The following is a 13,398-nucleotide window of genomic DNA, read 5'->3' on the forward strand; positions in this document are numbered from 1 at the left end:
TCAAGCTCGGTTTAGTTTAAGGACGTAAACTTTAACCCGTTGAGGAGTCAGTTCTTCTGCCAATATCGGAGGAGACTGACAGACGCTTGAAACAAAGGAGAAAAAAGAGGTCATGACGGAAGAAAAAATGCGGTTCGAGGCCGAGGTTAGCCGACTGCTCGATATCGTTGTCCATTCACTTTATTCCAACAAGGACATCTTCCTGCGCGAGCTGATCTCGAACGCTTCGGATGCGTGCGACAAGCTGCGCTATGAAGCGATTGCCAAACCGGATTTGCTCGCTGGTGATGCCGACTTCAAGGTGCGCCTTCTGACAGATGATGTCCGCAATGTTCTGACGATTGCCGATAACGGGATCGGGATGAACAAGGAAGATCTGGTCGATAACCTGGGCACCATCGCCAATTCCGGCACCGCCAAGTTCCTGGATGCCGTTTCCAAATCCGACAATGCCAAGGATGTCGATCTGATCGGCCAGTTCGGTGTCGGCTTCTATTCCGCCTTCATGGTTGCCAACAAGGTCGAAGTCGTCAGCCGCAAGGCGGGTGAGGACCAAGCATGGAAATGGTCATCTGACGGCAAGGGCGAATACACCATCTCCGAGGCCGAGATGGAAGGTCGCGGTACGCAGATCACCCTGCACCTGACCGACGACAACAAGGAATTCACAGACGAGCATCGTCTGCGTCATATCGTCAAAACCTATTCCGACCATATTGGTATTCCGGTGGTCCTGATGAAGGGGGATGGTGATGAAACGCTGAACGAGGCATCCGCACTTTGGACCCGCCCGAAAAGCGAAATCACCGACGAACAGTACAAGGAATTCTACAAGCACACCTCGCACGCATTTGATGATCCGTGGAAGACCATCCACTATCAGGCAGAAGGCGCGATTGAATATACCGGCCTTCTGTATCTGCCGACCATGCGCCCGTTCGATCTCTATGATCCGCAGCGCAAAGGCCATCTGAAGCTTTATGTCCGCAAGGTCTTCATCACCGAAGGCGCTGATGAGCTTCTGCCGCCGTGGCTGCGTTTTGTTTCCGGTGTGGTCGATAGTCAGGACCTGCCGCTGAACGTCTCGCGCGAAATGCTTCAGGACCATCCGTTGCTGACCAAGATCAAGAACGGTCTGACCAAAAAGGTCCTGTCCGAACTTGAAACCGCAGCCAAGAAAGATGCTGAGGGTTACGAAACCTTCTGGGAAAACTTCGGCTCGGTCGTCAAGGAAGGTCTGTATGAAGACCAGACCAACCGTGATCGGATCCTGAAACTTGCGCGGTTCCGCTCGACCCATGGCGATGGCTGGACGACCCTTGCCGACTATGTCGAACGCATGAAGGACGGCCAGAAGGCGATCTATTACATCAGCGGCGAGGATATTGACGCCCTTAAACGCAGCCCACAGCTTGAAGGCTTTGCCGCCAAGGGGATCGAGGTTCTGCTTCTGACCGATCCGGTGGATGAATTCTGGATGCCGTCGGTTGGCCAGTTTGAAGAAAAAGACTTCAAATCGGTCACCCGTGGCGGTGCGGACCTCAATGACATCAAGTCTGACGACAAGGAAGCCGACAAGGACGACAAAAAGGATGACGCCGCAAGCGATGCATCTGCCCTGATTGCCGCAATCAAACTGGCCCTTGGCAATGGTGTAAAAGACGTTCGGGAGTCAGATCGCCTGACCAGTTCGGCCTGCTGTCTGATTGCCGATGAAATGGGCATGGATCTGCGTATGGAACGCCTGATGAAACAGCACAACCGTGTTGATGAAATCAGCCCGCGCATCCTTGAAATCAATCCGAAGCACAGCCTGATCAAAAAGCTGTCTGACATTGCCACCAAGGATGCCAAGGCACCGATCCTGAATGACGCAGCCCTGTTGCTACTTGATCAGGCCCGCATTCTCGAAGGTGAAGCCTTGCCCGATCCGGTCAGCTTTGCCCGTCGCCTTGATCTGGTGATGGAAAAGGGTCTGGGTGCATAATCACCCCAAAAGATCCGATCTTTGCAAAACGGCGCATCATAAGATGCGCCGTTTTCTTTTGGTTTTGCGCAAAATTTAAAATGCTTATTTACCAACAAGCGGCATAAACATCCCAGATATCAGAGAACCGAAGTCGGGCGGGAAGGCACAAAACACGATGACAGCGATGATGAACTGGCAAAAACTGCTTTCACCGGCGCGCCTTGGCACCCGTCATTCCAGTGTCGGGCAATTTGGCCGATCTGACTTCCACAAGGATTATGACCGCATCATCTTTTCGGCGTCCTTTCGCCGTCTGCAGCGCAAGACGCAGGTCCATCCCCTTCCGGAAAATGACAATGTCCATACCCGCTTGACCCATAGTCTTGAGGTTTCCTGCATTGCAAGATCACTGGGGCTTACGGTTGGTCATCGCCTGCACGAAAAGGGCAGCCTGCCCGACGCGATCGAGCCCGATCACATGGCCGCCATCGTCCAAGCAGCAGCACTTTGTCATGATATCGGCAACCCGCCTTTTGGCCATGCCGGCGAGTACGCCATCCGTCAGTGGTTCGTCGACGCCGCCCCGGAATTCACCCAAAGCCTGAATGCCGAGCAGTTCGCCGATCTGACGACATATGAGGGAAATGCCCAGGGCTTCCGCCTTCTCACCAACAAACGGACTGGTCTGTATGACGGCGGAATGCGCCTGACCTATGCGACTTTGGCCAGTTTCCTGAAATATCCCTGGTCGGCAGCCGGAAGTCCCTTCCCGCAGAAAAAGAAGTTCGGGGCGTTTCAAAAAGAATTCGCCCTGCTCGAAGAGGTCGCCAATGCGACCGGCCTGATCCGCACCGGTGATCAATCGTTCTGTCGTCATCCGCTGGTCTATCTGGTCGAGGCGGCCGATGATGTTTGCTATGCCCTGATCGATATCGAGGATGGCGTGGAACTTGAACTGGTCGAGTTCGATGTTCTGGAAAAGATGCTCCTGCCCTGCATCACCGATGAAATTCCGGCCGAATACCATCGCGAACCTAATTCCAGCCGCAAAATTTCCTTCCTGCGTGGCAAGATCATGACCGGGCTTCTGGACGCCTTGGTCAACGCGTTTGTCGCCAACGAAGAAGCCCTTTTGGCCGGGGAATGGAAAGGCGATCTTCTGGCCTGTGCTGAGGGCCCCTATAACGATCTGATCACGCAGGCGAAGTCATTCTCGGAAAAGCAGATCATTCTTAACCGGCGCAAGGTCCAGATCGAGGTCGGCGCCTTTGCCCATCTTGAAACCCTGCTTGAAACGTTCTGCAAGACCGCCCTTGATGTCCATCATGCCAAGTCGGAAGCCGATATATCCTATCGCACTGGCCGGGTGCGCGAACTGATCGGTAATGATGCGATGCCCATCGGGGCGCCGCTTTATGATCTGTATCTGGTCATTCTTGATTACGTATCGGGCATGACCGATGATTTCGCCGCACGCCTTGCGCGTGATATCGGCGGCGGACAGCATTAAGCCATGTGGTTGTTTGGTCACTTTATTTACCGTTACCAGCGTCGCACTGCCTTTCTGGGCGCAGGGGCGTTGGCCGCGATCATCTATGGCCTTGTTGATCAAAGCACACGTCCGGAAATCGAAGCATGGTATTGGCCGTCCGTTGCCAGTGCCGTGACCTTTTTCATCACGCGCTTTGTTATCTCACGCCTGATTCGCCGGTTCATCGGTGGTGTAAGGCGCAAACTTCAGTAAAGAACATACAAGGCAAAAAGAAAGGCAGGCTAAAAAGCCTGCCTTTGCTATTCGGGTTTGTGGTGTCCACCGATCTGGTGAACAGGGTCAGACAGTTAGTCCTGACCACCACCCATGGCGCTGTTGATTTTCTTGTCAGTGTTATACTGACTGAGCGAGTAAACCGCCCAGATTGCCGCCGGAACCCAACCGACGAGGGTGATCTGCAAAATCAGGCAGATAACACCTGCAATCGGACGCCCGATGGTAAAGAAAAGCAACCAGGGCAGAATAAGTGCGATCAATAGACGCATGGATGAAATCCCCTTTTTGGTTCGACGTGCTTACATGCCGTCTTCGAAAGTGACCGTCACAACGCGGTTGCCCTGCTCCGGCACACCGTCTGCGGTTGAAACCGGTACATTGGCTTCGCCGCTGATGCTGATTGCAAGTTTGCTTGCCGGAACACCGCCGTCACGCAGTGCCTTGACGACCGCATCAACACGCGACTTGGCAAGGATGTCATTATACATCGCATCACCGGCACGGTCAGCATAGGCAACAAGGCTGATCATTTTCGGCTCGTAACGGCCATAGGCCTCGACGATACCATCAACGACCGACATCGCCTTGCCGTCAATTGCGGCACTGTCGAAACCGAAATAGACATTCATCGGAACCGGCATCGGCATTGCTGCCATCGGGGCCGGACCGGTGTCGAGTTCGGCCTGTACGATGGCCAGTGCCTGATAGAATGCCGAACGGCAGTTATCGATGTCTTCCTGCTGGATGTTTTCTTCGAGTTCCTGCAACCAGCAATCAAAACCGGTCTGCGCACGGGCAGCAGCACTTGCAGCCTTTTCACGACCACCGGCCTCAAGGGCCGACATCAAATCAGCACGTGCAACTTCGACTTCGGCCACAGAACCTTCCGGAAGGTTACGCTCGGCAATGGCCTGCGGGCCGGCATCCATGCCCATGGCTGCGGTCTTGGAACGGTTGGTGAAATAACGCGCATCCGACCAATCGGCTTCGTCATATTCTGCCTGGGCAAGGTCGGCATAATTCTGGTGAAGAGCCGCGTCAAAAGCCGACCCTTCGTCGGCCATCTCGCGTACTCCGGGGATGTTCATGTTTGCGCACGCGCTCAGAAAGGCAGCGGCGGATACAACGGCAAGCAGTTTAGCTTTCATCGGTTTTACTCCTTGGTCTGACCGACTGTCGGGATCCCAATCCCATTATGTTTTGGCCATGCCGACATTTGTTCCCAATGTCTTGTCTGGCCAAAATGGCAGGCCTTTTGGCCCGTCTTTTCCATGTCACTCTTGTCATCAATCAGATCAGAAGACCTGACCCCGGATTTTGACCCGTCCCAAGTCCTTGGACTAGTCCCCCAAGACAACACAGATTGTGGATATACTTATCCCTATCCAGAAATATATAGAAGTCAAATTCATGAAAAAAAGCAGTGGGATAGAGAAAATTCATAACCCGCTAACATCCCGCTGCATCAACAACAGAAAAAATTTGTGGGTTTGCCCCACAAACACAAAGGCCCGACGGATCATGGTCAATCCGCCGGGCCAAAGATCAGTTCAGGCGATTGCCATCAGATGATGGCTTAGTCCGAAGAACCACCAAACAGGCCCTTGACCGCGCCACCAAGCGCGTCGGCCCCTTCCTTAAGCTTGGTACCACCGCCACTGGCAGCTCCGCCAACGGCACCAACGACACCCTTGCCAAGATCGCCAACACCCTGCAGCAACCCATCAACATTCAGGCTGGAAACCGCCTTGAAGACAGAGGTGTTGATCGCGGTCAGGATTTCACCGGCTACTTCGGCCGGGGTCGCACCGCCATCATCCTTGCCAACATCGGTCAGGTGAATTTCAGGCAGGTTGGTCGAAAGCTTCTTGCCCTGCAGGAAGCCAGCTGAAACGCCGACATCACCATTCCGGACATAGACATTATCAATAATGATCTTGGTTCCGCCTTCGTCGGCAGCATCACCGGATGCTTCGCTATCCGCGCCACCGGCACCGGTCGGGCCCGAGACGCGCTGAACAAATGCCTCAACATTGCGCTGGATGGTCGCGATGTTTGAACTGCCATTGCCCAGCTCGTAAATTACGCTTGGTGAATCAACCACCACTTCGATGATCCGGATGGTATCGCTGGTCAGGGTCGAACCATCAAGGCGCACCGAAATATTGCCGAGCGAGAACGCATAATCGGTATTGAACCCGTCAGGGTTGCCGACCACCAGCCCGTTGATAGCGGCGGTGTTTTGCGTTGTTTCAATCGATACCCCGTCAACCGTGACATCGGCCAGGGTCACACGCGTGCCGGCCTCTTCGATGGTGGATTTCACGATGTCATCTAGATTGACGTAAACATATACAAGCCCGCCAACGACCAAAACGATGATCGCGGCCAGACCAATCAGTATCTTTTTCATTGCCCGTATCCTGCGTAATGAGCCATCGAAACTGCGCGAATTTTATGCCATGAAAGGCAAATGGGCACGCGTCCGGTTTCGTTCAACCAGAAGAGTTGCGCTGATCGGACTGACAATCAAGTTATTTCACATGACAAAACAGCGGATTAGGTTTCCCTGATCCGCTGTTTTGATGTCTTCAATTATCGATGGTTCAAAGACTGAACTCGACCACAACGGGTGCATGATCGGATGGCTTTTCCCAATCACGGGCAAGGTCATAAACCGATGCAGTGCGGACCGTTCCAGCCATATTCGGCGTCATCCAGACGTGATCAAGACGCCGGCCCTTGTTGCTCGCGCGCCAGTCGCGTGCGCGGTAGCTCCACCAGCTAAACAACTTTTCGGGTTCAGGCACAACTTCGCGCACGGCGTCGATGAAATCGCCGGACTGGCGGAATTTCTCGAGGATTTCGACCTCGACCGGTGTGTGGCTGACCACTTTCAGAAGCTGCTTATGAGACCAGACATCGTTTTCCGACGGTGCGATGTTGAAATCCCCGACCAATACCGCTTTACGGTCCGGATCAGCGGCGCGACGTTCGCCCCACCAGCTGGTCATTTCATCAATGAAGGACAGCTTGTGGGCGAATTTCTCGTTGATCGCCGGGTCCGGTTCATCACCGCCAGCCGGGATATAGAAGTTATGCAGCTCGACACCGTTTTCGAACTTCGCCATGCAGTGACGACGATCTTCCTTGCCGCAGAAATGCTTGATGTCGGTCTCGATAAACGGCAGCCGCGAAATGATCGCCACCCCGTTATAGCTTTTCATGCCGTGGTTATGGCGATGAACATAGCCCGCCGCCTCAAAGGCATCGTGGGGGAAATGTTCATCCGGGCATTTCAGTTCCTGCAGGCACAGCGCATCAGGCTGCTGGTCTTCAAGGAACTTGATGACCTGTTCAATGCGCAGTCGAACGGAATTGATATTCCAGCTTACGATTTTCAAAACGGACTCCGTTTTCGTTCTTTTCAGGTTGGGCTCCTGACCCGCAATCCCCTGAAAGTTCCTATTTCAGGGTGACGGACAGTTCCGCAACATCGGAAATCACCAGATCCATGCGATCGCCGCGCACGACCTGACCAACGCCTTCGGGCGTTCCGGTAAACAGAAGATCGCCCGGTTTCAGTTCAATCAGGGTCGAGAGATGCATCAGCGCATCGACCACCGGCCAGATCATCTTCTCCGTGGTGTCGTTCTGGCGGACATCGCCATTAACCGACAATTTCAGATTGGTCGCATGCGGGTTGCCGGCATCGGCTTTGGGCTGGATCGCGGAAATGGCCGCACAACCATCAAAGGACTTCGCCATATCCCATGGCAGCCGACGTTCCTTAAGGCCCGCCTGCACATCACGGCGGGTCATATCAAGACCGGCAGCATAACCGAAAATGGCGTCTTCGACAGCAGCACGATCCAGATCCTTGCCCCCCTTGGACAGGGCTGCGACCAGTTCACCTTCATAGTGCAAATCTTCGGTGCCCGACGGATATGGCAGATCGCCATTGCCAACAACCAGGCAGTCGGTCGGCTTCATAAACACACAAGGCGGGGTGTCAGAGGGATCCGATCCCATTTCGCGGACATGTTCGGCGTAGTTCTTGCCGATGCAAAAAATGCGATTTACCGGGAAAACGTCGTTCGTGCCCTGAACCGGAATGGTCGTCGGTGCAGGTGCGTCAAAGATCAAACTCATGATGACCCCATGTTGTTTATTCAAACTGTCCCACAGTCATAAACAAGCACGGGTCAGAAAGAAACGACCAAAACGCGTTGGAACGCTTCTGCTGTCAGGAATTGTCAGGAATTGTCAGGAGGGCCGATTATGGCTTTGCAGGAAGCCTGTCATTCGATCCGATCAGCACCAGTTCTCGTCCAGGATCATGTCGCGGACCTTGGTCTTGGCGGCCTGAAGAACAGAAAACTTTTCCGGATCATGAAGCGGCGGTACAGACAGGATCAGAAGCCGTGCCGTTTCACCCGCATTGACATGCAGATGGTATCGCTGCCCCTGCAGGATCGAAATGCAGCTGTCATGGCCTTCAAACACATTGCCGTCACCATCCGAAATCTCGACATTTCCGGAACGCATAAACACGATTTCCTCGGCATGGCGGCTTTGAACGCCTGATACCACGCAAGGGCCCTGCAGCGCGACTTCGCGGGTCGCAAGACAGGATGCAACATCGCCATTGGCCGGGGTCGCCAGAACGTGATCAGCAGCAATCGTATTTGACAGTCTTACCATGTGTGCATTTCCCGAAATCGAAATCGCTCGGTGTGAACGCCGGGGAAAATGCCGATATCGGATGAACTTCGATATCCACATATGGGGAGTAAAAGCATATTGCATTCAATCTGCTTCATTTTGTTTGTTTTTGGCGTGCAGTTTGGCAAGGCACAGTGTGCAGAGCGATGCGGCGCATCGGTCAAACGCTGTAACGCTGCGAAACGCCGCCAAAAACAAACCCTTCGGGCCGGGATAACCTTCCGCCCCGCAGCGTCAAGCCCCTTGAACGTAGCCCCGCTACGTTCGGCGGCCCTTTCCTTGCCAGACGGAAGGTTATCTCCGGCAAAATGAGGCAGATTGAATGCAACATGCTTTAAGAAAAAAGGGGTGATACAACCCGTATCACCCCTTTAAAATCGTTATGAATTGTGGATTACAGCAATCCTTCGATTACCCGGTCTGGCGGGGTGTGACCATCGACAAACGTCTTGATGTTGATCAGGACCTTCTCGCCCATATCAACGCGGCCCTCGATGGTGGCCGATCCCATATGCGGCAACAGAACAGCATTTTGCAGCTCAAGCAGCTTCGGGTTCACCGCCGGTTCGTGCTCAAACACGTCAAGACCGGCACCGGCAATTTCCCCGTCCGCCAGCATCCGGGTCAGCGCCGGTTCGTCAACAATCTCGCCACGCGCAGTGTTGACCAGAATGGCATGCGGCTGCATCAGTTTCAGACGACGCGCAGACAGCAGGTGATAGGTCGCTGGCGTATGCGGGCAGTTGACCGAAATGACATCGACATGGGCCAACATCTGATCCAGGCTTTCCCAATAGGTCGCATCAAGTTCTTCTTCGATATCCGGGTGCACACGACGGCGGTTATGGTAATGCACCGACAGGCCAAAACCCTTTGCCCGGCGCGCAAGTGCCCGGCCAATACGGCCCATGCCAACAATGCCAAGACGCTTGCCCCAGATACGATGACCCAGCATCAGCGTCGGCCCCCAACCAGCCCATTCGCCCTTGCGAATAAGACGCTCGCCCTCAGCCAGTCGGCGCGATACCGACAGAATCAGTGCCATGGTCATATCGGCGGTGTCTTCGGTCAGGACATCTGGCGTGTTGGTGACGGTGATGCCGCGCGACCGTGCGGTCTGCAGATCGACATGGTCAACACCGGTGCCGAAATTGGCAATCAGACGCAGGTTCGGACCAGCATGCGCCAGAACCGCGGCGTCGATCTTGTCGGTCACGGTCGGCACCAGCACATCGGCTTCCTTGACCGCATCAATCAGTTCCTGCTTGCTCATCGGCGCATCGTCAATATTCAGACGTGCGTCAAACAGTTCCATCATGCGGGTTTCAATCGCTTCCGGCAGCTTCCGGGTCACGACGACAAGCGGTTTTTTCTTGGTCATGTGCCGATCCTATGCGGTCTTTTAACTCTTTTTCAGACAAAATAAGGCATGTTGCACTTTGGTGCCCTGCCGCACTGCAGTGATGCCATGCCGCAAGGTACAAAAGCAAGGATTTTGACGCAATTTTTGTAATTTTATTTCGCAATCGCGAATTTTTACAAAAGCCGCGTAATGAGAATAAACGAGGGAATACCAACAAGATGCCGCAGAATTTGCGCAAATTTCTGTATCGCTTCATGGCCTTGGCGATTCTGACGAGCCTGACCACGCCGATCGTGGCCAGCGCACAGGAATCGGGCCTGCCGATCCCGCGATTTGTCGCACTGCGTTCTGACAAGGTGTTCCTGCGCTCCGGCCCCGGCCTTCGGTATCCGAAAGTCTGGATTTATCATCGTCGCAACATGCCGATGGAAGTGGTGTCGGAATTTGATACCTGGCGCAAGGTACGCGACTGGGAAGGCAGCGAAGGCTGGGTGCATCAAAGCCTTCTGATCGGGTCGCGCCATGTCATCGTTACCGATGAAAACATCACGCTGTATTCCGCAGCCGACAAAAACGCCCGCAAGATTGCACTGGTTTCGGCAAGCGTGATCGGCCGCATCGAAGATTGCCCGACAACAGTTGACTGGTGTCAGTTGCGTTTTGGTGATTTCGAAGGCTGGGCGCCCCGCCATGGCTTCTGGGGTATCTATGACGGCGAGAACATCGAAGGATAATATCCTTCGGGTTTGCCGCCCTAAATCATTTCAAAGCCGGAATCAGGCGTCGACAGAAACCCGGTTGGTCGGACGATCCGCACCACCTGTGCCACCGCTGCTGCCAAATGTGCCATTGCCGCCGCTGTCATATCCACCAAAGGCTGGCGTTGCGAACGGCTGTGCTGCCCCGCTGCCAGGAATCGACTGGCCAAGGAAGTCCTGCCCCGGATTGGTGCCATCTTCTTCGGCTGTCGCATCAAGGAAGGGATCTTCTTCCTGTTCCGGAACAGGGTCCGGACGCGGTTCAGGCAGGGTAATGCCACCAACGGCGACTGTCTGGCTGGCAAGCTGGGACGAAACGTCGCCAAGATACGCCTGCAGATTTTCCGAAATACGTGCCTGCGCATCTTCACGACCGGATGTTTCAGATGCGGCCAGTTGCGCCTGCAGGATGTTCTCACCCGCGACCTGAGAAATCCGGTTCTGATCCTGTGCGGTGCCAAGGCTGCCCTGATCCGCCGCCAGCGAGATTTCGTGATCACGCAGCGCTTGTTGGGCTTCATCCACTAGCGTGCGCGCATTCGTAACACCGGCAGTGTCGGAAACATCAATGTTCGAAAGACCGGTCGCCAGGTCCTCGGCACTTGATGCCGACAGATCAATATCAATGCGATTGTCCGATGATGTGCCGGTACCAACCTGCAACGTGATCGATTGATCAGACGCCAGAAGGTCACGGCCCTCAAAATTGCTGTTGGCGGCAATATCGTCGATCTGGGTCAGGTAATCTTCGATCTGCGCATTCAGCTGCGCGCGTTGCTGCGTCGAAAGATCTGTATTTTCTTCGGCAATCGTGACCAGCGCATCAATCTCGTCCAAGGCACTGCCGATCCGCGAAAGATCCGTTGATGCCTGATCAAGAAGTGCACCCGCATTGCCAAGCGAGCCGTTTAATTGTGCGCTGGTGTACCCGGCATTGCGAACCGAGTCGGAATTGCGGTTTGAGCTCTGGCTGTCAGCAGAAAACTGGCTGCTTTCAGACGCAATCAACCTGTTCTGCGGTGCGATTGCACGCGCAGTGTTGGTATAGATCGGCAGCTGACTGGCCAGTGGTTCCATTGCTTTTCCGCTCAAACAAGCCGGCAAGGCAACTACGTGCTGCACGGACAACGGATCGATTGTCTTCGACCCATTGCCCACCTGACCATCCTGGTGTCCGGCGGAAATACCAGCCACTAGTATAGTATATCAGTGAAGAAAAATTAAGCCCCAAAGCGAACCAGTGCGCGAACTAGGTCTTAGCCATTGGACGTACAGCGTAAGACCGCGAACAATTCCAGATGCGATGACCACAGGAACTGATCGACCGGCACGACTTTTTCGATCTCGTAACCGGCATTGCGCAGAACGCGCATATCGCGGCTAAAGGTCGCAGGATTGCATGACACCGCCAGAACCCACTCCGGTCCATCAACGGCCAGCGCCTCGCACTGGGCAAGGGCACCGGCACGCGGCGGGTCAAACACCACCAGATCAAATCCGCGCAGTTCATCCCCGCTAAGTGGCTGTCGAAACAGATCGCGGCGCACAACCTTGATCGGGCTGCCTGATTGCCCCACCGCATATTGCAGCAGCTCAACCGCGCGCGGATCGCTTTCAACCGCCGTGACCGAACGGCGCTTGCCTGACAGGGCCAGTGAAAATGTGAAACTGCCAACACCACAGAAAAGATCAGCAACGTTTTTGGGCGCAATATCAGAAACGGCCGAGGTGATGGCACGAACCAGTGCCTGTTCGCCTTCACAGGTTGCCTGCAAAAAGCCCCCCGGCGCAATCGGCACATCGATCCCTTCAAACCGGACCAACGGGGTATGGCGGGCTGCAACCGGCTCATCGGCACGATCGCCACTCTTCCAGCTTAGCCGGGCGATATTCTGATGATCGGCGAATTCCGCCAGATTCTGTCGCATATCAAGGTCCGGGTCGTTGCTGGCATGGACCAGCACATCCAGACCGGTATCGGTCAGGGTAACAAAGACTTCCTTGATATCGCGCGCATGCTCGGGCGGACAGTTTTCCAGAAACATCACAAATGCTTCGCGAAACGCCATCAGTTCCGGGCGCAGAACCGCACAATCGGGCACATTCAGAACGGTGTGACTGAACCGGCCATGGAAGCCGACAAAAACGCCTGTCGCCCCGACATGCACCGAAAACCCAGCGCGCCGCCGACTTGCCGGTGGCGAGATTTCAACATCCCCGACCAGATCGTCGGCGTCTTCGGGGTCAAGGCCAGCGCGCTGAAGGGCGATCAGCGCCTTGTCACGTTTCCAGGTGCGGTAATCATCATCGTTCATGTGCTGTAGCGCGCAACCACCGCATTCCTTGAAATGCGCGCAGCGCGGCGCACTATAGCCATCAGCGCGCGCAATTTCCGAAACGACCTCAGCCCCATACCCATCGCCGCGCTTTTGGCGGAGTGCGACCCGCACTTCATCGCCGGGCAGGACGCAATCAACATAGATCAGCACCGACTTGCCATCAGGCGCGGTGACATGGGCAATACCATCGCCGCGCGCACCGATCTGTTCGATGGTTACGTCTGCTTCAAACCCGATCAGTGGATCACGACGGGATGGTTGACGTTTGCGTCCCCCACGGGCACGGGGATTGCGGTGATGGTGTTTCATGAACTCTCTCTGGGGGTGATCTTTGTCACACGAAAACCGACGATGTCTGCGGGGTGTCGGGTTACCGCCTGAGATACACCACTTCACGTTTTCAGAACAGGGGCTAAGCGGATTTATTATCGCCAAACCTGCCTCAAAACACTGTCACGGAATGCTTTTTGGTCATC

13 protein-coding genes are annotated in these 13,398 nt (G+C 54.8%); 4 read left to right on the forward strand and 9 right to left on the reverse strand.

Going from position 1 to position 13,398, the window contains the following annotated elements; genetic code table 11:
* The first annotated feature begins 112 nt into the window (after positions 1–112).
* The 3 genes from htpG (at position 113) to UF64_RS02365 (ending at position 3,713) form a co-directional block, all read left to right on the forward strand.
* On the forward strand, positions 113–1,987 hold the full coding sequence (gene htpG / locus UF64_RS02355; protein WP_044827016.1) for a molecular chaperone HtpG: 1,875 nt from the start codon (positions 113–115) through the stop codon (positions 1,985–1,987).
* Between the two features lie 157 nt (positions 1,988–2,144).
* Positions 2,145–3,479 (forward strand): deoxyguanosinetriphosphate triphosphohydrolase, encoded by a 1,335-nt coding sequence (locus UF64_RS02360; protein ID WP_235284934.1) that lies wholly within the window; start codon positions 2,145–2,147, stop codon positions 3,477–3,479.
* A 3-nt stretch (positions 3,480–3,482) separates the two neighbouring features.
* Positions 3,483–3,713 carry a hypothetical protein gene (locus tag UF64_RS02365; protein ID WP_044827017.1) on the forward strand — a complete coding sequence of 77 codons (231 nt, stop codon included), beginning with the start codon at positions 3,483–3,485 and terminating at the stop codon, positions 3,711–3,713.
* Between the two features lie 95 nt (positions 3,714–3,808).
* Here UF64_RS02365 and UF64_RS02370 read toward each other — a convergent pair whose 3' ends face one another.
* From UF64_RS02370 to UF64_RS02400, 7 genes are all read right to left on the reverse strand, one after another.
* Complete coding sequence (locus UF64_RS02370; protein ID WP_044827018.1) at positions 3,809–4,006, reverse strand: YqaE/Pmp3 family membrane protein; 198 nt, start codon at positions 4,004–4,006, stop codon at positions 3,809–3,811.
* A gap of 30 nt (positions 4,007–4,036) precedes the next feature.
* Entirely contained in the window at positions 4,037–4,885 is an 849-nt protein-coding gene (locus UF64_RS02375) for an OmpA family protein (protein ID WP_044827019.1), read from the reverse strand.
* A 428-nt stretch (positions 4,886–5,313) separates the two neighbouring features.
* A complete protein-coding gene (locus UF64_RS02380; RefSeq protein WP_044827020.1) occupies positions 5,314–6,150 on the reverse strand; it encodes a hypothetical protein in 837 nt (278 codons plus the stop codon).
* Between the two features lie 193 nt (positions 6,151–6,343).
* The gene (gene xth, locus UF64_RS02385) at positions 6,344–7,141 is read right to left on the reverse strand and encodes an exodeoxyribonuclease III (RefSeq protein WP_044827021.1); all 798 of its coding nucleotides are present in this window, start codon (positions 7,139–7,141) and stop codon (positions 6,344–6,346) included.
* A gap of 61 nt (positions 7,142–7,202) precedes the next feature.
* Positions 7,203–7,889 carry a fumarylacetoacetate hydrolase family protein gene (locus UF64_RS02390; protein ID WP_044827022.1) on the reverse strand — a complete coding sequence of 229 codons (687 nt, stop codon included), beginning with the start codon at positions 7,887–7,889 and terminating at the stop codon, positions 7,203–7,205.
* 162 nt (positions 7,890–8,051) lie between these two features.
* Positions 8,052–8,441, reverse strand: coding sequence for a hypothetical protein (locus UF64_RS02395; RefSeq protein WP_044827023.1), 390 nt, complete (start codon positions 8,439–8,441; stop codon positions 8,052–8,054).
* Between the two features lie 415 nt (positions 8,442–8,856).
* Entirely contained in the window at positions 8,857–9,843 is a 987-nt protein-coding gene (locus UF64_RS02400) for a D-glycerate dehydrogenase (protein ID WP_008890071.1), read from the reverse strand.
* A 200-nt stretch (positions 9,844–10,043) separates the two neighbouring features.
* Here UF64_RS02400 and UF64_RS02405 point away from each other — a divergent pair, with 200 nt between their 5' ends.
* Positions 10,044–10,559: an SH3 domain-containing protein gene (locus UF64_RS02405; RefSeq protein WP_044827024.1), complete on the forward strand. Its 516-nt coding sequence runs from the start codon at positions 10,044–10,046 to the stop codon at positions 10,557–10,559.
* Positions 10,560–10,601: 42 nt separating this feature from the next.
* On the opposite strand, the gene UF64_RS02410 is transcribed toward UF64_RS02405, so the two are convergent.
* A complete protein-coding gene (locus UF64_RS02410; protein WP_044827025.1) occupies positions 10,602–11,660 on the reverse strand; it encodes a hypothetical protein in 1,059 nt (352 codons plus the stop codon).
* Between the two features lie 179 nt (positions 11,661–11,839).
* On the reverse strand, positions 11,840–13,231 hold the full coding sequence (locus UF64_RS02415) for a class I SAM-dependent RNA methyltransferase (protein ID WP_044827026.1): 1,392 nt from the start codon (positions 13,229–13,231) through the stop codon (positions 11,840–11,842).
* Between the last annotated feature and the right edge of the window lie 167 nt (positions 13,232–13,398).

Origin of the sequence: Thalassospira sp. HJ (assembly GCF_000948415.1) — a bacterium.
Taxonomy (GTDB): domain Bacteria; phylum Pseudomonadota; class Alphaproteobacteria; order Rhodospirillales; family Thalassospiraceae; genus Thalassospira.

Excerpts from the sequence above, each read along its gene's own strand:
- UF64_RS02360 (WP_235284934.1), top strand. The coding sequence starts at position 2,145 with ATGACAGCGATGATGAACTGGCAAAAACTGCTTTCACCGGCGCGCCTT.
- UF64_RS02380 (WP_044827020.1), bottom strand. The coding sequence starts at position 6,150 with ATGAAAAAGATACTGATTGGTCTGGCCGCGATCATCGTTTTGGTCGTT.
- UF64_RS02365 (WP_044827017.1), top strand. The coding sequence starts at position 3,483 with ATGTGGTTGTTTGGTCACTTTATTTACCGTTACCAGCGTCGCACTGCC.
- htpG (WP_044827016.1), top strand. The coding sequence starts at position 113 with ATGACGGAAGAAAAAATGCGGTTCGAGGCCGAGGTTAGCCGACTGCTC.
- UF64_RS02375 (WP_044827019.1), bottom strand. The coding sequence starts at position 4,885 with ATGAAAGCTAAACTGCTTGCCGTTGTATCCGCCGCTGCCTTTCTGAGC.
- UF64_RS02405 (WP_044827024.1), top strand. The coding sequence starts at position 10,044 with ATGCCGCAGAATTTGCGCAAATTTCTGTATCGCTTCATGGCCTTGGCG.
- UF64_RS02395 (WP_044827023.1), bottom strand. The coding sequence starts at position 8,441 with ATGGTAAGACTGTCAAATACGATTGCTGCTGATCACGTTCTGGCGACC.
- UF64_RS02410 (WP_044827025.1), bottom strand. The coding sequence starts at position 11,660 with ATGGAACCACTGGCCAGTCAGCTGCCGATCTATACCAACACTGCGCGT.
- UF64_RS02370 (WP_044827018.1), bottom strand. The coding sequence starts at position 4,006 with ATGCGTCTATTGATCGCACTTATTCTGCCCTGGTTGCTTTTCTTTACC.
- UF64_RS02390 (WP_044827022.1), bottom strand. The coding sequence starts at position 7,889 with ATGAGTTTGATCTTTGACGCACCTGCACCGACGACCATTCCGGTTCAG.
- UF64_RS02415 (WP_044827026.1), bottom strand. The coding sequence starts at position 13,231 with ATGAAACACCATCACCGCAATCCCCGTGCCCGTGGGGGACGCAAACGT.
- UF64_RS02400 (WP_008890071.1), bottom strand. The coding sequence starts at position 9,843 with ATGACCAAGAAAAAACCGCTTGTCGTCGTGACCCGGAAGCTGCCGGAA.